The sequence below is a fragment of the Lysinibacillus sp. RS11 genome (genome assembly GCF_042019215.1).
Lineage (GTDB): Bacteria > Bacillota > Bacilli > Bacillales_A > Planococcaceae > Lysinibacillus > Lysinibacillus xylanilyticus_A.
This window is the reverse complement of the sequence record NZ_CP168127.1, coordinates 1-19,868: the sequence shown is the minus strand read 5'-3', so window position 1 is coordinate 19,868 and position 19,868 is coordinate 1. Positions and strand designations below refer to the sequence as shown.

At 35.2% G+C, this 19,868-nt stretch carries 18 protein-coding genes; 10 read left to right on the top strand and 8 right to left on the bottom strand.

Translation table 11 applies throughout. From position 1 onward, the window contains the following. Window positions 1-114 precede the first annotated feature (114 nt). Window positions 115-285, top strand: coding sequence for a DUF5839 family protein (locus AB9L17_RS25355; protein WP_175401852.1), 171 nt, complete (start codon window positions 115-117; stop codon window positions 283-285). A 391-nt stretch (window positions 286-676) separates the two neighbouring features. Here AB9L17_RS25355 and AB9L17_RS25350 read toward each other — a convergent pair whose 3' ends face one another. Both AB9L17_RS25350 and AB9L17_RS25345 read right to left on the bottom strand, forming a co-directional pair. Continuing rightward, the gene (locus AB9L17_RS25350) at window positions 677-1,216 is read right to left on the bottom strand and encodes a hypothetical protein (RefSeq protein WP_068986904.1); all 540 of its coding nucleotides are present in this window, start codon (window positions 1,214-1,216) and stop codon (window positions 677-679) included. A gap of 231 nt (window positions 1,217-1,447) precedes the next feature. Further along, on the bottom strand, window positions 1,448-2,440 hold the full coding sequence (locus AB9L17_RS25345) for a replication initiation protein (RefSeq protein ID WP_068986905.1): 993 nt from the start codon (window positions 2,438-2,440) through the stop codon (window positions 1,448-1,450). A 481-nt stretch (window positions 2,441-2,921) separates the two neighbouring features. Here AB9L17_RS25345 and AB9L17_RS25340 point away from each other — a divergent pair, with 481 nt between their 5' ends. Next, entirely contained in the window at window positions 2,922-3,053 is a 132-nt protein-coding gene (locus AB9L17_RS25340; RefSeq protein ID WP_263297634.1) for a hypothetical protein, read from the top strand. 193 nt (window positions 3,054-3,246) lie between these two features. Here AB9L17_RS25340 and mobV (AB9L17_RS25335) read toward each other — a convergent pair whose 3' ends face one another. Next, complete coding sequence (gene mobV / locus AB9L17_RS25335; RefSeq protein WP_068986906.1) at window positions 3,247-4,452, bottom strand: MobV family relaxase; 1,206 nt, start codon at window positions 4,450-4,452, stop codon at window positions 3,247-3,249. 808 nt (window positions 4,453-5,260) lie between these two features. Beyond that, a complete protein-coding gene (locus AB9L17_RS25330) occupies window positions 5,261-5,875 on the bottom strand; it encodes a replication protein (RefSeq protein ID WP_375200853.1) in 615 nt (204 codons plus the stop codon). Window positions 5,876-6,290: 415 nt separating this feature from the next. Between AB9L17_RS25330 and AB9L17_RS25325 the strand changes: the two genes are divergently transcribed. The 4 genes from AB9L17_RS25325 to AB9L17_RS25310 are packed head-to-tail and all read left to right on the top strand — an operon-like array spanning window position 6,291 to window position 10,219. Further along, window positions 6,291-7,808: a spore germination protein gene (locus AB9L17_RS25325; RefSeq protein ID WP_068986909.1), complete on the top strand. Its 1,518-nt coding sequence runs from the start codon at window positions 6,291-6,293 to the stop codon at window positions 7,806-7,808. Continuing rightward, window positions 7,792-8,895 carry a GerAB/ArcD/ProY family transporter gene (locus AB9L17_RS25320; protein ID WP_068986902.1) on the top strand — a complete coding sequence of 368 codons (1,104 nt, stop codon included), beginning with the start codon at window positions 7,792-7,794 and terminating at the stop codon, window positions 8,893-8,895. The genes AB9L17_RS25325 and AB9L17_RS25320 overlap by 17 nt, the downstream gene beginning before the upstream one ends. A gap of 4 nt (window positions 8,896-8,899) precedes the next feature. Beyond that, window positions 8,900-10,006 carry a Ger(x)C family spore germination protein gene (locus AB9L17_RS25315; protein WP_068986903.1) on the top strand — a complete coding sequence of 369 codons (1,107 nt, stop codon included), beginning with the start codon at window positions 8,900-8,902 and terminating at the stop codon, window positions 10,004-10,006. Window positions 10,007-10,048: 42 nt separating this feature from the next. Then, window positions 10,049-10,219: a DUF5839 family protein gene (locus tag AB9L17_RS25310; RefSeq protein WP_175401852.1), complete on the top strand. Its 171-nt coding sequence runs from the start codon at window positions 10,049-10,051 to the stop codon at window positions 10,217-10,219. A 391-nt stretch (window positions 10,220-10,610) separates the two neighbouring features. Here the strand turns inward: AB9L17_RS25310 and AB9L17_RS25305 are convergent, their stop codons facing one another. Together AB9L17_RS25305 and AB9L17_RS25300 are read right to left on the bottom strand one after the other, a co-directional pair. Continuing rightward, complete coding sequence (locus tag AB9L17_RS25305) at window positions 10,611-11,150, bottom strand: hypothetical protein (protein WP_068986904.1); 540 nt, start codon at window positions 11,148-11,150, stop codon at window positions 10,611-10,613. 231 nt (window positions 11,151-11,381) lie between these two features. Beyond that, complete coding sequence (locus AB9L17_RS25300) at window positions 11,382-12,374, bottom strand: replication initiation protein (RefSeq protein WP_068986905.1); 993 nt, start codon at window positions 12,372-12,374, stop codon at window positions 11,382-11,384. Window positions 12,375-12,856: 482 nt separating this feature from the next. Between AB9L17_RS25300 and AB9L17_RS25295 the strand changes: the two genes are divergently transcribed. Beyond that, window positions 12,857-12,988 carry a hypothetical protein gene (locus AB9L17_RS25295; RefSeq protein ID WP_263297634.1) on the top strand — a complete coding sequence of 44 codons (132 nt, stop codon included), beginning with the start codon at window positions 12,857-12,859 and terminating at the stop codon, window positions 12,986-12,988. Window positions 12,989-13,182: 194 nt separating this feature from the next. Here the strand turns inward: AB9L17_RS25295 and mobV (AB9L17_RS25290) are convergent, their stop codons facing one another. Both mobV (AB9L17_RS25290) and AB9L17_RS25285 read right to left on the bottom strand, forming a co-directional pair. Next, window positions 13,183-14,388, bottom strand: a complete 1,206-nt coding sequence (gene mobV, locus AB9L17_RS25290) for a MobV family relaxase (RefSeq protein ID WP_068986906.1) — start codon at window positions 14,386-14,388, stop codon at window positions 13,183-13,185. 808 nt (window positions 14,389-15,196) lie between these two features. Then, window positions 15,197-15,811: a replication protein gene (locus AB9L17_RS25285; RefSeq protein WP_375200853.1), complete on the bottom strand. Its 615-nt coding sequence runs from the start codon at window positions 15,809-15,811 to the stop codon at window positions 15,197-15,199. A 415-nt stretch (window positions 15,812-16,226) separates the two neighbouring features. Here AB9L17_RS25285 and AB9L17_RS25280 point away from each other — a divergent pair, with 415 nt between their 5' ends. From AB9L17_RS25280 to AB9L17_RS25270, 3 genes are read left to right on the top strand one after another with little or no spacing between them, the layout of a single operon-like run. Beyond that, window positions 16,227-17,744, top strand: a complete 1,518-nt coding sequence (locus AB9L17_RS25280) for a spore germination protein (RefSeq protein ID WP_068986909.1) — start codon at window positions 16,227-16,229, stop codon at window positions 17,742-17,744. Further along, window positions 17,728-18,831 carry a GerAB/ArcD/ProY family transporter gene (locus AB9L17_RS25275; RefSeq protein WP_068986902.1) on the top strand — a complete coding sequence of 368 codons (1,104 nt, stop codon included), beginning with the start codon at window positions 17,728-17,730 and terminating at the stop codon, window positions 18,829-18,831. The genes AB9L17_RS25280 and AB9L17_RS25275 overlap by 17 nt, the downstream gene beginning before the upstream one ends. Before the next feature lie 4 nt (window positions 18,832-18,835). Then, window positions 18,836-19,612: a Ger(x)C family spore germination protein gene (locus tag AB9L17_RS25270; protein WP_375200854.1), complete on the top strand. Its 777-nt coding sequence runs from the start codon at window positions 18,836-18,838 to the stop codon at window positions 19,610-19,612. Window positions 19,613-19,868 lie beyond the last annotated feature (256 nt).

The window sequence follows — 19,868 nt, the reverse complement described above, 5'->3', positions numbered from 1 at the left end:
GGAAGATATCCAAACATTACTATTACACCTGAAATTGAAGTAGATATTGTAGGACATGGAATTATCAATTAAAATGATTATCCTACTAATGTAAATATTCAACCAGGTGATATTGTGGCAAATATTCAACCAGGTGATATTGTGGCTGTTGGAAAAATGTTTGCACCTGTTTTGGTAACAGCAGTTTTTCGAGAAGAGTTAGAAGAGACAGGTAAACGATATAAAAGAATTAATAAACTTTTAGAAAGAGCACCACATCCTAAAAAAGAGTTAGAAAGAGCATAAGGGAAAACTGTCCCCACTTTCAGTGTGGAACTAGGCAAAGCCTAGTGTTTTCGTGGGTACAAGAAATTTTACAAAGGACAAATGATTTGCCCCAAAAATATGGTCTTTTGGCAAACTGTTTGCCCTAGGAAGGGATGGAGGGGCAAGCAATGGGTATGGCATGCCACACCCCCAAAACGTTGTTTTTGCTTGGTAGGAGATTCCTACGACCTTTACAAATATTTAGCTGTTATTTTTCCAAAATAAGCAGCTATATTTGTTGTCGCTGTGCTCCATGGACACCATTTGAAAACTCGTTGAGAACCTCAATTTTTAACGTTTTATCGTAATCATATTTCATCGTTCTATCCTTTACTAGATACTTGGAAACTTCGAAAATACATTCTAAAAGCTACCCTTTTCTATTTCTGAAAAGTTTTTTCCACCATGATGTTTTTTCTTCACTCTGTGTGGCCGCAATCAATTTCTGACTTTCCTCAAATGTATTTCGTAATTGCTTGGTTAGTATTCGATCTCTTTTCTCTACAACATCATCCATCTTTGCTTCAAATGCTTTTAACATCATTTCGCGTTCTTCCTCAATTGCTTCTTTGACTATCTCCTGTAGTTCACGCTTAGATATACGCACATAATCATTAGTAACGGGTATCGTGATCGTGCTGTTTCCATCTTGTGGAAACATTGCTACAACGGCATTCACAGCGTCATTTTTGCTCATGCTATTTCCTAGAAATTCTTTTAGCTTTTTTAACGGCATAATATCTTTTTCTAAATAAGCACGCCTATTATGTTCATCTCGGTAAAAGCGATAACCTACATTTTCTAAATCAATTGACCATCTTCTTAGGTTAGAAGTTGAAATATCAAGTAATTCAGCAATATCTTTTGCCCAATAAGACTTCTGTGTTTCCTCATGATTATCGTTTTCCATAGCGCTAATCACCTCATTTACTATATCATTCGATAAATGGTCAATTAAAACCTTTGTGATTGTTCACTATGGGAAATTTAAAATTGATTTAAAAGCCACATTTTTAACGTTAAAATCATTGAATATATTCAATTCCCAAAGAAAAAAGCACCCTCAGACAAATCGAAACAAAGAAGTACCCATGCACTCAATTTTCACTTTGTCTGAGGGTGTTTTAATGATGATTATATTCTATTTGTCTTCAAGCCAATTATAAAATGGCATTCGAGTTTTACTATCTACTTCTAGCATGTGTTCTAACTCTTTCAAACACCAATTCGCATCTAAAATTAACATTTCAGCACGTTCTTTTGTGATACAAATAGGCTCTAATGTATTAAGGCTCATTTCTTCTGATTTTTTAACTAATTCAATTGCCTTTTCCCTATTTTCATCATTTTTTAAATTAATATATTTGAACATGTCCTCACGAATGGCGTCTGTAATTGCCTTTAATTCTTTAATTTGTTTTTTAGTAGCACCAGCTATTTTTTCACCTGCAGACCAATGGAAGTCAAAACCGACGATTGCGCGCCCTTCTTTTTCTTCTACATACCAAACTTCTAATTCCGTATACTTGTTAATCTCTTCTATTGCAACATCAATAACTTTCTTTTTTAGCAAAGATGTGTTCGTTTGATAGCTTTTAACACTCTCTACATTAAACAATTTCATCAAAGCTTCTTTTGATAAAGGTTTGTGCCAGTAGCCATAGTGAGCCTTTATGTAGTCGTACAACGTCCATGAAAAACTACTCTTGAATTTTGCTTTTGCATCTAAATCCGTTAAATTATATTTCTCCTTTAAATCTAAAATGTGAGGCACTATATCTTCTGACCATTTAAAAGTAAATAAACCTTTTTCGTATTTAATTCGCTGGAATACATTCAAATAATCAACTACATCATTTTCTAAATCAATAAGACTAAATTGTAATCGACTAAGCTTAGGAACATCTTCTTTGGCATGATTCGTCTGAAATTTTTCTATTTCAAACTTTTTTTCAAAGTCGGCCTTATGAAACTCTGTTTTCCCTTCCTGTTGCGTTGAATAAATCGCATAAGCTAATAACTGCATTTGATTAAGTGACAAACCATGATTTAATTTAGCCATAGATAACTCGTTGCTTTTTTTAATGCTGTTTTCATAGTTGATTATTTGTTTTTTATCATTTTTTCTAGCCAACACATTTCTCCCCTTTTTTATTGAAACAAATATATCTCTTTTATGAAACCTTAAAGAAAACCAAGTTTCTTTTATTGATCTTTATTATAACCCAACGAAGTTGAAGTTTCGATAAAAAGGATAAAAAAGATTCAATAAAGGGATAAAAAAGTTTCAATAAAGGGATAAAAAAGTTTCAATAATCTTCTGAATCCCTTGTAACTCTAAGGCTAAAACTCGTCCTAAATATAATTAAATCAATTAATCTTTTAAAAAATAAATATATATATATAAATAGCAGATTCAAAATTTACTAGAAAAAAGAAATGCTCCCTAGAGAGTTTGGCTATTTAAAACAATCTATCTAATAACGCCATAGAACCCGTTTAAAGAGTCTTTTAGTAGTTTGTTAGAGTTAAACCATAAGAAGCCATTTAAAACCCTCAAATTACCCTTTAAACGCCTTTGAATAACTTTATTAGTTTTAAAAAGGAGATTAAGGATGATGGGAGGAAATTGTATTACAACATATACAGGTATTAACTTTAATCCACTAGATCCAAAGGTAAATAGCAAATTTGGCATATGGCTTACTGAAGATTTACTATTATTTCTTGCAATGTACCTTTCCTAAATGGCTATATCATCTTGGTGTTATTACATAAGCCTTTAAGGTGAATAATACAAAAACCCAGTAATATCAACGGTTCAGCGTAGCTTTTTTTGGGTCATGACCCATGACCCACCATAGGGGGGGATGTCGTAGTATCCCCCCGCCCCCGAATGAAAAATCAAAAAATCAAAAACCCAAAAATCAAAACCCTTTTCTATCTCTCCATACCTTTATCACGCTCACGAGCCTTTTCCCGCTTATCTAAGCGTTCAAATTCGCCACCAGGTGCTTTTTGTTTCACCTTGTCTATCAAACTCTTAAAAGCGTCTTTAAAGGCCATAGCGTTGCTTGTACGCTCTTTTATAAATTCTTTGGTAATTTTATATAGGTTTCTAATTTCAGCTCTTAAATCGCTTATGTGAGCGTTTAAACTGGTAATCTCACTTTTAAGCTCTTTATTTTCATGTTGGAGTTGCGCTCTTTGATTATGAGCTGTATTTCGTTGGTTGAACAAAAGCAATTCACTTTCACGTAACTTGTTATTTTCTCGCACAAGGTCAGTCGATAATAAACGCTCATAATCAGCTTTGATTTGCAGTGCAGCTGTCGCAACTTGCTTCATTTTTTTGTAATCTTCCCGACTGATCACTACGTTCCCAGTCTCAACTTTTTTCTCCTCTTTGCTAAAAAGCCCCGTTTTCACAACTTCGATTTTCATTTCTTTTTTCGCCTTCACTTGCAACTCATCATTTGGAATCACTTCACTCAACGCTTGCTTGTTCTTAACCCTTTTTTCTAGAAAATCAAGTTGCTGTTCTTGCTCACTGATACGTTTTTTAATTTCTTTGAACTCATGGATATTTTCGATGTTATTCTCTTTTGTTTTACCGCTGGCACGTACAACATCAAAGCCACGCTCTTGTAAAAATTTCGGTAAGGCGTCATGGATATAATTAATTTTTGCTTTGTTCATTGCTACTCGTGCCTGCAATTTACCGTTCTCTATATTGACTGGCACAAAGTGCAAATGCATGTGAGGTGTCGTTTCGTCCTTATGTATTTTTCCACTCACCACATTTTCTTTTCCAAACTCCTTACAGAAAAATTCATAACAAGCCTTAAAATAATCATCTGTTTTTTGCTCGCCCCATTTTTCGGCTTGCTCTTGAGGAACCGTCAAAATATTGGAGTACATCACAACTGAATTTTTTTGCACTCTCGAACCATTTTCTTTTAATTCATCCACTCGCTGCTTTACCCGCTGATACAAATTTTTCTCTGACTCTACTAAGTCATAATTATTTTTTGTACGCTCCAGATCAATGTCGTCATTCTTAATTTCGCCTTTTCGCTCTTGCTCATTTTCCTTGCCTTTAACATCTGTGATTTGATTTTTTTGTGCGTTCCAAGCTAACTCCATGTGACCGATGCACCCCCATACTCTAGCAAATTTATTTGCCAAGAGTATAGAAGTTTATACTCTTGTGACCCAGAGAACGTGCTCTCCGAGGGTTGTTGGCTACCGCCAAAGCATGCTGCAGCATGCAACAGACCTTGAGGGTTTCGCCCCTCAAACTTGCGACCAAGGGAGCCCCTTGGATGGCATAAGCCTCCGGCGGTTTGAAACCCAGGTTTCAAAACTTCCGGCCCCCTCGCCGGTAGGCAGGAACAAACAGTGGTTTGTTCAATGCCAAGAGGGTTCGGGTGCTGTGAGGTCATCAATCCAAATTTGCTCCTTATCCTCCCTTCGGTCCGGTACCACAAATTTAGATTGACAACCGCCACGTATCGCCTATTCCCTCGAGAGATCGATGAAAAAGCAATCATTGATTCAGGTGGTTTTGGTTCTGATGGTATACAATTCTTATCAATCGCTAGTATAGGTCGCGTAAAACAGTTGTTTTTCATATGTTCACAATTGTCATGACATTCGCCATCATTAAAAGTTCCTGAATACACAATCTTCACCTCCTTTTTGTTTCTTTATCCTATTCAAAACATCAAAAGAGTAAGGGGCATGTGTATTCGCCACATTTGCCATATGCTTGTCCAATTAGCTTCTGATATGAAAAATTAGAAATGCAAAAACTAGGCTACTTTGTAGCCTAGTAAAATAAAAAAAGCAAAATTTTTGTAAATTTGGCTAAGCTTAATGATATATCTGTTAAAGGGGTTATAGTTGGATTATATTCTGGATCGACTTAATGATGCATCTGTTAAAAAATCACCTATTCATCCAAATGCTGCTTTGCTCCAACGTTATCACTCTGTTTATGCCGTCTTGATTTAATATAAAGACCGATTACATACGCTGAATTGTCACATAGCAACTCGAACCAATCAGCCCTATTTTCCATTGCGTATGCCATCAAATCCGAAAATTCAATGATTCCATGTTCGTCTACGAACTTGCACATCTCACGAATCCCATCATATCGTTCATTTTTCTGCTCGCTTGCAGATGTCAGATGTTGCTTAATATCAGCACCGCCATAGACTCTTATATCTTCTTTGCGATATTGATATTTTTCAGGGTTGTCCAAGTGAACAAAGTATCTCACCATGCCCTTTGTATTTCTGCAAGGTTGAGGGATCGGAGCATTTAATTCATCAGTCAATCGCTTAATTTGGTTAAACGATTTTTTGCTGTTGTACATCATCAATACATGCCAATGCGGTTTTTTAACCTCACCATCTGCATTCACGTCTTTATCATGCAACGGACTTTCAACCCAAGGAGTATGTTCCTCCCCTATAATTTCTCGCCAATTTTCGGGAGCTGATTCAGGATAAATTACAAATGTCCATGTTTTAGTGCGTTCATCTTTCTTTTGTGCGGTCATAAAAAAACACCTCTCGTTATTTTTCTAGGCATCAAGACAAATCGGGCTTTTTCCGTGTGTAACCGTAAATCGCCCAAGTTGACTAAATCTCTTGAAAATAACGAGAAGTGAAGCTATACTTAAGTTCGATTACGGGACTAGTAGAGTTAGTTTCCGTCGAGCCAAGTGGAGTGCAATCCAGCTTGGCTTTTTTTGTGCTTAAAACCTTATTTTCAAGTCTAGCATTCTACTAAATTTTAACAATTTTTTTCTGACCCAAGCAAATTTGGGTCAAAACTCTTTTTCCTTACTCATTGTTTTAGCTGAGCATTACATTACTGAATTGTTTGAGGTTTCGTTAGTTACTTTCTGGATGTATAAGAATATTTATATTGGGAATTCTTTTATATATACAATTTTAGAAGGTGTTCTAGCAATGAATGATCAAAATCAAAATACCCAAAAGATACAAAATGAAAAAAAAGGAATAGAAGATCAAAGAGTCATTTATACTATCATTCAGAAAGAAAAGTATATCCAAGATGGATTAAATCACACTGATGATTTATTTATAAGAGAGTTAAAAAAGAATGGAAAATTAATCAAAATCTTTTTTTTAGATTCTCTTACAGATAAAACGAGCTTGGAAACCAATATCATAAAACCATTAATTGATTCAACTCTAAATGACGTAAAACATGTGATCACAAGTGCAAAGTTGATAACGACTACAAATCTTGACATTGCTATTGAAATGATCCCTGAAGGCTATTGTGTCATTATGGAAGAATTATCAGAAAAACTATTGCTTGCTCCTTTTCCTAATGAGCATTCCAGTAGAACAGAACCAGAAAATGAGAGAATTATTAGAGGTTCACACCAAGGGTTTGGAGAAAATATTTCAGAAAACGTTCAATTTATTCGAGAACGTATCTCTAGTTCAAAGCTAACGATTACACTCTCCAAAATTGGCGAAACATCAAAATCAAAATATGCATTAATCTACTTATCTGATATAACGGATCCTGAAATTTTAAAAAAAATCGAAAATCGAATTAGTTATATTCAGACTGATTCCATTCAAGCACCAGGTGCATTTGAAGAATTGATTGAAGACCATACTTATTCTCCTTTTCCACAATTTCTTAATACCGAGCGAGTTGACCGTGTCGTTTCTAATCTGATGGAGGGAAGGGTTGCACTTGTTATGGATGGTAGTCCAACGGCATTGATTTTTCCAGTCACATTTTTTAGTTTTTTTCAAACAGCCGAAGACTATAATTCGCGAACCACTATCAGCTCTTTTTTTAGGATAATTAGAATATTCTGTTTCATCATCACGGTATGTCTACCTGCTTTTTACATTGCTTTAATTTCTTTCAACTACGAAATTATTCCAGTAGAGATTGTGTTTTCAATTAAAAGTTCTTTGGAATTCGTCCCTTTCCCTCCCTTAATAGAGGCAGCGATTATGCAATTAACGCTTGAGCTACTTAGGGAAGCAGCCATTAGACTTCCTAACCCCATTTCACAAACTATAGGGATTGTAGGAGGTTTAGTGATGGGAACTGCTGTTGTAGAAGCTAATTTTGTATCAAACACAATGGTCATTGTGGTGGCCATCACGGCAATTTCTTCCTTTGTGATTCCTTCAAATGAATTAAGTACCTCCTGTAGGATATTGGGATTCCCCCTCATGATAGGAGCTGCACTGTTTGGGGTGTTTGGTATTGTGATTGGCTTGACAATCATATTGATTCATATGTGTAAATTAAAATCATTAAGTCTTCCTTATCTATACCCTTTGGCACCTTTCGATTTTTCTGCACTTAAAGATACTTTGATTAGGGCTCCAGTATGGTTGATGAAGGTAAGACCGAAAGATTTGAATACCCAATACCGTTGGAAGACATCTAACGCAAGAGGATGGAGAAAAGATGAAAAATCGGATTAATTTGACTACCATTCAGTTAACATTTTTCATTATTCAAACACAAATAGGAGTAGGGATACTAGGTTTACCTTCTAACGTTTTTTCTACATCAAAGCAAGACAGTTGGATGTCCATCTTGTTTTCCGGAATAGTAATACAAGTCATTATTCTCATGATGTGGGGGATCGGTAGGAGATTCCCTTCAATGTCATTGTTCCACTATTCTACCCAATTAATCGGAAAGGTAGCAGGAACAAGCATAAACATTATTTATATTATTTACGGAGTAATGGTTGCTAGTCTAGTATTGATGTATTCATCTGCCATCATTAAAATGTGGGTTTTACCTCTTACCCCTAAATGGATTGTAATAGCACTTTTGACCCTAACCGCAGTTTATATAGGGAAAGAAACTGTTTTAGAAATCAGCAGTTTTTTTGTTGTAGTTTCTGGCCTTATCGTCTTATTGATTATTATTTCCTTTATCGTTATGTTTACTTATCCAGTAGATTGGAGGTTTTTATTTCCTATTGGACATTCTGGAATAGGAAATATTCTTAGAGGGGCAAAGGAAGCTTACTTTTCAATGCTTGGATTTGAGTTAATCCTCATCCTGTACCCTTACTTTCAACATATTGGAGAAAAAAAAGTCTTATTTTCTGTATCTATAGCTAATCTATTTGTAACATTGTTATACACCTTCCTCATGGTAGTCACAATGGTGACCTTTAGTCCAGATGAGTTGTTAACCATTCCTCAACCCGTTTTATATTTTGTAAAATCATTATATCTTCAAATTGTTGAGAGGATCGATCTTTTTTTCATTTCTCTTTGGATTATCAATGTCATTACTACATTAACAAGTTACCTTTTTTTAGCTACAGAAGGGTGTTTAATCACCTTTTCAAAATATAAAAATAAAGGACGCACAATATATATACTTTTACTAAGCGCCATAGCGAGTGGAGTTGCCCTGATTCCTAATAAAGAGTCGGAAATTGATTTGATGAATAAGGCTGTCAGTCAAATGTCCAATGTCACGTTACTCATTATTCCCTTATTTTTATTTGGAATCTCTATTTTATTTAGAGAGAGTGGAAGGATGTAGAAAAATGGTAAGGAAATGTACGGTTTGGGTAATCGTTGTAGTAATAGTGTTTTTCTTAGCAGGTTGTTGGGATCAAAGACTCCTTAAAGAAGGAAGGTTGGTTTACGCCTCCGCCTTTGATTTACAACAAGATGAAAAGATCAAAACGACTGCCATAGTCCAAGATATGAAGAACGGTATTCCGACAAATGTCTTAATTCAAGGGGAAGGGAATACTATTCGCGAAACAAGGATGGATATGGATAATAAACTATCAGGTGATTTTGATCCATCTAAAAATCGAATTTTTTTATTGGGAGAGGAATTAGCTCAAAAAGACATCTATCAATTTTTAGACATCTTCTATCGTGATCCTAGTAGCTCTATATCAGCCAATATCGTTGTTACGGAGGGAAATGGAGAAGATATATTGGAAAAAATGACACAAAAAAATACACTCATTGCAGAATTTCTAATTGAACTGTTATCAAGTGCAGAGAACTCAACGCTAGTTCCAAAGCAAGACGTTCAGTCCATTTGGACGAATATGCTTGATCCAGGGAAGGACTTTGCATTACCCTTAATTTCATTAAAAGATGACGAGGTGGTCTTAGCCGGCACAGGATTATTTCATAAACACGCATTAGTAGGGTCTCTCACTTTGGAAGAGTCTACCTTATTTCTTATCATGTCTAACCAGAAAAAAAAGGTTGCTCGATTCGTTTCAAAAATAAGCGAAGAAAAGGAAATGAGAATTCAGAACTACATTTCGTATAACTTTAGCAAAGTGAATTCCAAACTAAAAGTCCTATCAGCTTCCCCAGAAAATATTGAAGTAGAAATTAAAGCGAAAGTAGACATAACCATTTTAGAGTTCCCGGAAGATAAGTTATCCAATGAAGAGAAGATACAGAAACTCAATAGCTTAATATCAAAGGACTTGACTGCTAAAGCAGAAAAATTAGTAAAAAAACTTCAAGCTTCAAATTCTGATTTATTCGGAATAGGGAGAGAATTGATTGCGTATCACCCTAAAACATGGGAACAAATAGAGTGGGAGGAAGAGTATCCAAACATTACTATTACACCTGAAATTGAAGTAGATATTGTAGGACATGGAATTATCAATTAAAATGATTATCCTACTAATGTAAATATTCAACCAGGTGATATTGTGGCAAATATTCAACCAGGTGATATTGTGGCTGTTGGAAAAATGTTTGCACCTGTTTTGGTAACAGCAGTTTTTCGAGAAGAGTTAGAAGAGACAGGTAAACGATATAAAAGAATTAATAAACTTTTAGAAAGAGCACCACATCCTAAAAAAGAGTTAGAAAGAGCATAAGGGAAAACTGTCCCCACTTTCAGTGTGGAACTAGGCAAAGCCTAGTGTTTTCGTGGGTACAAGAAATTTTACAAAGGACAAATGATTTGCCCCAAAAATATGGTCTTTTGGCAAACTGTTTGCCCTAGGAAGGGATGGAGGGGCAAGCAATGGGTATGGCATGCCACACCCCCAAAACGTTGTTTTTGCTTGGTAGGAGATTCCTACGACCTTTACAAATATTTAGCTGTTATTTTTCCAAAATAAGCAGCTATATTTGTTGTCGCTGTGCTCCATGGACACCATTTGAAAACTCGTTGAGAACCTCAATTTTTAACGTTTTATCGTAATCATATTTCATCGTTCTATCCTTTACTAGATACTTGGAAACTTCGAAAATACATTCTAAAAGCTACCCTTTTCTATTTCTGAAAAGTTTTTTCCACCATGATGTTTTTTCTTCACTCTGTGTGGCCGCAATCAATTTCTGACTTTCCTCAAATGTATTTCGTAATTGCTTGGTTAGTATTCGATCTCTTTTCTCTACAACATCATCCATCTTTGCTTCAAATGCTTTTAACATCATTTCGCGTTCTTCCTCAATTGCTTCTTTGACTATCTCCTGTAGTTCACGCTTAGATATACGCACATAATCATTAGTAACGGGTATCGTGATCGTGCTGTTTCCATCTTGTGGAAACATTGCTACAACGGCATTCACAGCGTCATTTTTGCTCATGCTATTTCCTAGAAATTCTTTTAGCTTTTTTAACGGCATAATATCTTTTTCTAAATAAGCACGCCTATTATGTTCATCTCGGTAAAAGCGATAACCTACATTTTCTAAATCAATTGACCATCTTCTTAGGTTAGAAGTTGAAATATCAAGTAATTCAGCAATATCTTTTGCCCAATAAGACTTCTGTGTTTCCTCATGATTATCGTTTTCCATAGCGCTAATCACCTCATTTACTATATCATTCGATAAATGGTCAATTAAAACCTTTGTGATTGTTCACTATGGGAAATTTAAAATTGATTTAAAAGCCACATTTTTAACGTTAAAATCATTGAATATATTCAATTCCCAAAGAAAAAAGCACCCTCAGACAAATCGAAACAAAGAAGTACCCATGCACTCAATTTTCACTTTGTCTGAGGGTGTTTTAATGATGATTATATTCTATTTGTCTTCAAGCCAATTATAAAATGGCATTCGAGTTTTACTATCTACTTCTAGCATGTGTTCTAACTCTTTCAAACACCAATTCGCATCTAAAATTAACATTTCAGCACGTTCTTTTGTGATACAAATAGGCTCTAATGTATTAAGGCTCATTTCTTCTGATTTTTTAACTAATTCAATTGCCTTTTCCCTATTTTCATCATTTTTTAAATTAATATATTTGAACATGTCCTCACGAATGGCGTCTGTAATTGCCTTTAATTCTTTAATTTGTTTTTTAGTAGCACCAGCTATTTTTTCACCTGCAGACCAATGGAAGTCAAAACCGACGATTGCGCGCCCTTCTTTTTCTTCTACATACCAAACTTCTAATTCCGTATACTTGTTAATCTCTTCTATTGCAACATCAATAACTTTCTTTTTTAGCAAAGATGTGTTCGTTTGATAGCTTTTAACACTCTCTACATTAAACAATTTCATCAAAGCTTCTTTTGATAAAGGTTTGTGCCAGTAGCCATAGTGAGCCTTTATGTAGTCGTACAACGTCCATGAAAAACTACTCTTGAATTTTGCTTTTGCATCTAAATCCGTTAAATTATATTTCTCCTTTAAATCTAAAATGTGAGGCACTATATCTTCTGACCATTTAAAAGTAAATAAACCTTTTTCGTATTTAATTCGCTGGAATACATTCAAATAATCAACTACATCATTTTCTAAATCAATAAGACTAAATTGTAATCGACTAAGCTTAGGAACATCTTCTTTGGCATGATTCGTCTGAAATTTTTCTATTTCAAACTTTTTTTCAAAGTCGGCCTTATGAAACTCTGTTTTCCCTTCCTGTTGCGTTGAATAAATCGCATAAGCTAATAACTGCATTTGATTAAGTGACAAACCATGATTTAATTTAGCCATAGATAACTCGTTGCTTTTTTTAATGCTGTTTTCATAGTTGATTATTTGTTTTTTATCATTTTTTCTAGCCAACACATTTCTCCCCTTTTTTTATTGAAACAAATATATCTCTTTTATGAAACCTTAAAGAAAACCAAGTTTCTTTTATTGATCTTTATTATAACCCAACGAAGTTGAAGTTTCGATAAAAAGGATAAAAAAGATTCAATAAAGGGATAAAAAAGTTTCAATAAAGGGATAAAAAAGTTTCAATAATCTTCTGAATCCCTTGTAACTCTAAGGCTAAAACTCGTCCTAAATATAATTAAATCAATTAATCTTTTAAAAAATAAATATATATATATAAATAGCAGATTCAAAATTTACTAGAAAAAAGAAATGCTCCCTAGAGAGTTTGGCTATTTAAAACAATCTATCTAATAACGCCATAGAACCCGTTTAAAGAGTCTTTTAGTAGTTTGTTAGAGTTAAACCATAAGAAGCCATTTAAAACCCTCAAATTACCCTTTAAACGCCTTTGAATAACTTTATTAGTTTTAAAAAGGAGATTAAGGATGATGGGAGGAAATTGTATTACAACATATACAGGTATTAACTTTAATCCACTAGATCCAAAGGTAAATAGCAAATTTGGCATATGGCTTACTGAAGATTTACTATTATTTCTTGCAATGTACCTTTCCTAAATGGCTATATCATCTTGGTGTTATTACATAAGCCTTTAAGGTGAATAATACAAAAACCCAGTAATATCAACGGTTCAGCGTAGCTTTTTTTGGGTCATGACCCATGACCCACCATAGGGGGGGGATGTCGTAGTATCCCCCCGCCCCCGAATGAAAAATCAAAAAATCAAAAACCCAAAAATCAAAACCCTTTTCTATCTCTCCATACCTTTATCACGCTCACGAGCCTTTTCCCGCTTATCTAAGCGTTCAAATTCGCCACCAGGTGCTTTTTGTTTCACCTTGTCTATCAAACTCTTAAAAGCGTCTTTAAAGGCCATAGCGTTGCTTGTACGCTCTTTTATAAATTCTTTGGTAATTTTATATAGGTTTCTAATTTCAGCTCTTAAATCGCTTATGTGAGCGTTTAAACTGGTAATCTCACTTTTAAGCTCTTTATTTTCATGTTGGAGTTGCGCTCTTTGATTATGAGCTGTATTTCGTTGGTTGAACAAAAGCAATTCACTTTCACGTAACTTGTTATTTTCTCGCACAAGGTCAGTCGATAATAAACGCTCATAATCAGCTTTGATTTGCAGTGCAGCTGTCGCAACTTGCTTCATTTTTTTGTAATCTTCCCGACTGATCACTACGTTCCCAGTCTCAACTTTTTTCTCCTCTTTGCTAAAAAGCCCCGTTTTCACAACTTCGATTTTCATTTCTTTTTTCGCCTTCACTTGCAACTCATCATTTGGAATCACTTCACTCAACGCTTGCTTGTTCTTAACCCTTTTTTCTAGAAAATCAAGTTGCTGTTCTTGCTCACTGATACGTTTTTTAATTTCTTTGAACTCATGGATATTTTCGATGTTATTCTCTTTTGTTTTACCGCTGGCACGTACAACATCAAAGCCACGCTCTTGTAAAAATTTCGGTAAGGCGTCATGGATATAATTAATTTTTGCTTTGTTCATTGCTACTCGTGCCTGCAATTTACCGTTCTCTATATTGACTGGCACAAAGTGCAAATGCATGTGAGGTGTCGTTTCGTCCTTATGTATTTTTCCACTCACCACATTTTCTTTTCCAAACTCCTTACAGAAAAATTCATAACAAGCCTTAAAATAATCATCTGTTTTTTGCTCGCCCCATTTTTCGGCTTGCTCTTGAGGAACCGTCAAAATATTGGAGTACATCACAACTGAATTTTTTTGCACTCTCGAACCATTTTCTTTTAATTCATCCACTCGCTGCTTTACCCGCTGATACAAATTTTTCTCTGACTCTACTAAGTCATAATTATTTTTTGTACGCTCCAGATCAATGTCGTCATTCTTAATTTCGCCTTTTCGCTCTTGCTCATTTTCCTTGCCTTTAACATCTGTGATTTGATTTTTTTGTGCGTTCCAAGCTAACTCCATGTGACCGATGCACCCCCATACTCTAGCAAATTTATTTGCCAAGAGTATAGAAGTTTATACTCTTGTGACCCAGAGAACGTGCTCTCCGAGGGTTGTTGGCTACCGCCAAAGCATGCTGCAGCATGCAACAGACCTTGAGGGTTTCGCCCCTCAAACTTGCGACCAAGGGAGCCCCTTGGATGGCATAAGCCTCCGGCGGTTTGAAACCCAGGTTTCAAAACTTCCGGCCCCCTCGCCGGTAGGCAGGAACAAACAGTGGTTTGTTCAATGCCAAGAGGGTTCGGGTGCTGTGAGGTCATCAATCCAAATTTGCTCCTTATCCTCCCTTCGGTCCGGTACCACAAATTTAGATTGACAACCGCCACGTATCGCCTATTCCCTCGAGAGATCGATGAAAAAGCAATCATTGATTCAGGTGGTTTTGGTTCTGATGGTATACAATTCTTATCAATCGCTAGTATAGGTCGCGTAAAACAGTTGTTTTTCATATGTTCACAATTGTCATGACATTCGCCATCATTAAAAGTTCCTGAATACACAATCTTCACCTCCTTTTTGTTTCTTTATCCTATTCAAAACATCAAAAGAGTAAGGGGCATGTGTATTCGCCACATTTGCCATATGCTTGTCCAATTAGCTTCTGATATGAAAAATTAGAAATGCAAAAACTAGGCTACTTTGTAGCCTAGTAAAATAAAAAAAGCAAAATTTTTGTAAATTTGGCTAAGCTTAATGATATATCTGTTAAAGGGGTTATAGTTGGATTATATTCTGGATCGACTTAATGATGCATCTGTTAAAAAATCACCTATTCATCCAAATGCTGCTTTGCTCCAACGTTATCACTCTGTTTATGCCGTCTTGATTTAATATAAAGACCGATTACATACGCTGAATTGTCACATAGCAACTCGAACCAATCAGCCCTATTTTCCATTGCGTATGCCATCAAATCCGAAAATTCAATGATTCCATGTTCGTCTACGAACTTGCACATCTCACGAATCCCATCATATCGTTCATTTTTCTGCTCGCTTGCAGATGTCAGATGTTGCTTAATATCAGCACCGCCATAGACTCTTATATCTTCTTTGCGATATTGATATTTTTCAGGGTTGTCCAAGTGAACAAAGTATCTCACCATGCCCTTTGTATTTCTGCAAGGTTGAGGGATCGGAGCATTTAATTCATCAGTCAATCGCTTAATTTGGTTAAACGATTTTTTGCTGTTGTACATCATCAATACATGCCAATGCGGTTTTTTAACCTCACCATCTGCATTCACGTCTTTATCATGCAACGGACTTTCAACCCAAGGAGTATGTTCCTCCCCTATAATTTCTCGCCAATTTTCGGGAGCTGATTCAGGATAAATTACAAATGTCCATGTTTTAGTGCGTTCATCTTTCTTTTGTGCGGTCATAAAAAAACACCTCTCGTTATTTTTCTAGGCATCAAGACAAATCGGGCTTTTTCCGTGTGTAACCGTAAATCGCCCAAGTTGACTAAATCTCTTGAAAATAACGAGAAGTGAAGCTATACTTAAGTTCGATTACGGGACTAGTAGAGTTAGTTTCCGTCGAGCCAAGTGGAGTGCAATCCAGCTTGGCTTTTTTTGTGCTTAAAACCTTATTTTCAAGTCTAGCATTCTACTAAATTTTAACAATTTTTTTCTGACCCAAGCAAATTTGGGTCAAAACTCTTTTTCCTTACTCATTGTTTTAGCTGAGCATTACATTACTGAATTGTTTGAGGTTTCGTTAGTTACTTTCTGGATGTATAAGAATATTTATATTGGGAATTCTTTTATATATACAATTTTAGAAGGTGTTCTAGCAATGAATGATCAAAATCAAAATACCCAAAAGATACAAAATGAAAAAAAAGGAATAGAAGATCAAAGAGTCATTTATACTATCATTCAGAAAGAAAAGTATATCCAAGATGGATTAAATCACACTGATGATTTATTTATAAGAGAGTTAAAAAAGAATGGAAAATTAATCAAAATCTTTTTTTTAGATTCTCTTACAGATAAAACGAGCTTGGAAACCAATATCATAAAACCATTAATTGATTCAACTCTAAATGACGTAAAACATGTGATCACAAGTGCAAAGTTGATAACGACTACAAATCTTGACATTGCTATTGAAATGATCCCTGAAGGCTATTGTGTCATTATGGAAGAATTATCAGAAAAACTATTGCTTGCTCCTTTTCCTAATGAGCATTCCAGTAGAACAGAACCAGAAAATGAGAGAATTATTAGAGGTTCACACCAAGGGTTTGGAGAAAATATTTCAGAAAACGTTCAATTTATTCGAGAACGTATCTCTAGTTCAAAGCTAACGATTACACTCTCCAAAATTGGCGAAACATCAAAATCAAAATATGCATTAATCTACTTATCTGATATAACGGATCCTGAAATTTTAAAAAAAATCGAAAATCGAATTAGTTATATTCAGACTGATTCCATTCAAGCACCAGGTGCATTTGAAGAATTGATTGAAGACCATACTTATTCTCCTTTTCCACAATTTCTTAATACCGAGCGAGTTGACCGTGTCGTTTCTAATCTGATGGAGGGAAGGGTTGCACTTGTTATGGATGGTAGTCCAACGGCATTGATTTTTCCAGTCACATTTTTTAGTTTTTTTCAAACAGCCGAAGACTATAATTCGCGAACCACTATCAGCTCTTTTTTTAGGATAATTAGAATATTCTGTTTCATCATCACGGTATGTCTACCTGCTTTTTACATTGCTTTAATTTCTTTCAACTACGAAATTATTCCAGTAGAGATTGTGTTTTCAATTAAAAGTTCTTTGGAATTCGTCCCTTTCCCTCCCTTAATAGAGGCAGCGATTATGCAATTAACGCTTGAGCTACTTAGGGAAGCAGCCATTAGACTTCCTAACCCCATTTCACAAACTATAGGGATTGTAGGAGGTTTAGTGATGGGAACTGCTGTTGTAGAAGCTAATTTTGTATCAAACACAATGGTCATTGTGGTGGCCATCACGGCAATTTCTTCCTTTGTGATTCCTTCAAATGAATTAAGTACCTCCTGTAGGATATTGGGATTCCCCCTCATGATAGGAGCTGCACTGTTTGGGGTGTTTGGTATTGTGATTGGCTTGACAATCATATTGATTCATATGTGTAAATTAAAATCATTAAGTCTTCCTTATCTATACCCTTTGGCACCTTTCGATTTTTCTGCACTTAAAGATACTTTGATTAGGGCTCCAGTATGGTTGATGAAGGTAAGACCGAAAGATTTGAATACCCAATACCGTTGGAAGACATCTAACGCAAGAGGATGGAGAAAAGATGAAAAATCGGATTAATTTGACTACCATTCAGTTAACATTTTTCATTATTCAAACACAAATAGGAGTAGGGATACTAGGTTTACCTTCTAACGTTTTTTCTACATCAAAGCAAGACAGTTGGATGTCCATCTTGTTTTCCGGAATAGTAATACAAGTCATTATTCTCATGATGTGGGGGATCGGTAGGAGATTCCCTTCAATGTCATTGTTCCACTATTCTACCCAATTAATCGGAAAGGTAGCAGGAACAAGCATAAACATTATTTATATTATTTACGGAGTAATGGTTGCTAGTCTAGTATTGATGTATTCATCTGCCATCATTAAAATGTGGGTTTTACCTCTTACCCCTAAATGGATTGTAATAGCACTTTTGACCCTAACCGCAGTTTATATAGGGAAAGAAACTGTTTTAGAAATCAGCAGTTTTTTTGTTGTAGTTTCTGGCCTTATCGTCTTATTGATTATTATTTCCTTTATCGTTATGTTTACTTATCCAGTAGATTGGAGGTTTTTATTTCCTATTGGACATTCTGGAATAGGAAATATTCTTAGAGGGGCAAAGGAAGCTTACTTTTCAATGCTTGGATTTGAGTTAATCCTCATCCTGTACCCTTACTTTCAACATATTGGAGAAAAAAAAGTCTTATTTTCTGTATCTATAGCTAATCTATTTGTAACATTGTTATACACCTTCCTCATGGTAGTCACAATGGTGACCTTTAGTCCAGATGAGTTGTTAACCATTCCTCAACCCGTTTTATATTTTGTAAAATCATTATATCTTCAAATTGTTGAGAGGATCGATCTTTTTTTCATTTCTCTTTGGATTATCAATGTCATTACTACATTAACAAGTTACCTTTTTTTAGCTACAGAAGGGTGTTTAATCACCTTTTCAAAATATAAAAATAAAGGACGCACAATATATATACTTTTACTAAGCGCCATAGCGAGTGGAGTTGCCCTGATTCCTAATAAAGAGTCGGAAATTGATTTGATGAATAAGGCTGTCAGTCAAATGTCCAATGTCACGTTACTCATTATTCCCTTATTTTTATTTGGAATCTCTATTTTATTTAGAGAGAGTGGAAGGATGTAGAAAAATGGTAAGGAAATGTACGGTTTGGGTAATCGTTGTAGTAATAGTGTTTTTCTTAGCAGGTTGTTGGGATCAAAGACTCCTTAAAGAAGGAAGGTTGGTTTACGCCTCCGCCTTTGATTTACAACAAGATGAAAAGATCAAAACGACTGCCATAGTCCAAGATATGAAGAACGGTATTCCGACAAATGTCTTAATTCAAGGGGAAGGGAATACTATTCGCGAAACAAGGATGGATATGGATAATAAACTATCAGGTGATTTTGATCCATCTAAAAATCGAATTTTTTTATTGGGAGAGGAATTAGCTCAAAAAGACATCTATCAATTTTTAGACATCTTCTATCGTGATCCTAGTAGCTCTATATCAGCCAATATCGTTGTTACGGAGGGAAATGGAGAAGATATATTGGAAAAAATGACACAAAAAAATACACTCATTGCAGAATTTCTAATTGAACTGTTATCAAGTGCAGAGAACTCAACGCTAGTTCCAAAGCAAGACGTTCAGTCCATTTGGACGAATATGCTTGATCCAGGGAAGGACTTTGCATTACCCTTAATTTCATTAAAAGATGACGAGGTGGTCTTAGCCGGCACAGGATTATTTCATAAACACGCATTAGTAGGGTCTCTCACTTTGGAAGAGTCTACCTTATTTCTTATCATGTCTAACCAGAAAAAAAAGGTTGCTCGATTCGTTTCAAAAATAAGCGAAGAAAAGGAAATGAGAATTCAGAACTACATTTCGTATAACTTTAGCAAAGTGAATTCAAACTAAAAGTCCTATCAGCTTCCCCAGAAAATATTGAAGTAGAAATTAAAGCGAAAGTAGACATAACCATTTTAGAGTTCCCGGAAGATAAGTTATCCAATGAAGAGAAGATACAGAAACTCAATAGCTTAATATCAAAGGACTTGACTGCTAAAGCAGAAAAATTAGTAAAAAAACTTCAAGCTTCAAATTCTGATTTATTCGGAATAGGGAGAGAATTGATTGCGTATCACCCTAAAACATGGGAACAAATAGAGTGGGA